The organism is Protofrankia sp. BMG5.30 (assembly GCF_001983005.1).
Lineage (GTDB): Bacteria > Actinomycetota > Actinomycetes > Frankiales > Frankiaceae > Protofrankia > Protofrankia coriariae.
In genome coordinates this window covers 1-1,285 of the sequence record NZ_MOME01000031.1, presented here as the reverse complement: position 1 = coordinate 1,285, position 1,285 = coordinate 1, and the positions used below count along the sequence as shown (strand labels likewise).

At 65.5% G+C, this 1,285-nt stretch carries 1 protein-coding gene and 1 pseudogene; both read left to right on the top strand.

All coding sequences use genetic code 11. From position 1 onward, the window contains the following. Positions 1-318, top strand: a 318-nt coding sequence (locus BL254_RS16865; protein WP_305775652.1) for a 3-oxoacyl-[acyl-carrier-protein] synthase III C-terminal domain-containing protein, incomplete at its 5' end; no start/stop codon positions are given. A gap of 660 nt (positions 319-978) precedes the next feature. Further along, a pseudogene (locus tag BL254_RS16860) lies at positions 979-1,285 on the top strand (type III polyketide synthase); the annotation flags it as partial.

The window sequence follows — 1,285 nt, the reverse complement described above, 5'->3', positions numbered from 1 at the left end:
GAACGCCACGTCACAGACCTCGTCACCACCCTCCTCGCCGCGCACGGCCACACCCTCGACGACGTCGACGGCTGGGCCATCCACCCCGGCGGCGCACGCATCCTGCGGGTCATCGCGGACCAGCTCCAGCTCAGCGAGGAAGCGACCGCCCCCTCCTACGACATCCTCCGCGAGTACGGCAACTGTGCCAGTCCCACGGTGCTGATAGTTCTCCAGCGGCTGCTGCGGACCCGCGAGATCCGACCGGGCAAGGTGGTGGTCGCCCTCGGGTTCGGCCCCGGCCTGACCCTGTTCGCCGCCCTGCTGAAAGCCCACTGACAGCCTGTTGACAGCCCACTGACAGCCACCGAAAACCGATGGCCAGAATATTCATGAGATCCGCTCAGGAATTATCCGTATGAACCATTCGTGTCCGGAAAGCCCCGGAAGTGGACGAATGTAGCCCGACCCACAGTTTGCCCCGAGAATCGCCCCGGAACCTGCCCCGRCACGGACCGGGCTCCGGTACCCGCCCGAGGCCCGGCAGCCGTTGTCGTCTCCTTAACAGCACCAGCCTCAATCACACAGAGTAATCGATTCGTGTTACTCTGTACGAGGACTCGGCTTCGAAGAGCGGAGCGGCAGCCGAGGCCGGCAGGCTCGCGCAACGGGTCCGGATTCAGCGGCGGCTCGTTCCTCCAGGCCGCCGTGTCCGGGCCCGAAAACATATCGCAAGGTGACAGGAGGGAAGCGCCGGAAATCCTGGGCGTCGACCGACGATCCGGAACACCCACGCCGTGACGAGCGGGGACCTGTGTCATCGCGACACAACGACACAGGCCAGGAACGGCACGGGGGTGATGTACGGGAAGCAAGGAAACGCCACACCCCCGGCACCGTGAGCTGGACAACCCTGTCCTCGACGGCTCCGGAAACGCCGCCGGACCGACACCGGCTCACCAGCCGTGACCACATGCTCCGTACCTAAGGAAGGACCACATGACGCTGACCGAGCAGATTGACCTGCCGGGTACGTCCACTTTTCTCGCCGACACCCCTGCCGTTCGCGATCTCGCCAGGCCGTACATTGTCGGCACCGCCGTGGCCACCCCACCACGGCTCAGCCAGGACGACCTGTGGGAAGCTTTCCGCGAGCACTTCGCGGCCAACCCTCTCGTCGAGAAAATATGGGCCTCGTCCGGAATCGTGACCCGGCACTACGCCGTCGATCCGCGCAAGGAACCCAGCACCGAATGGACCACCGGCGAACGGATGCGCCGCTACCTCACCGAAGCGCTCCCCCTCG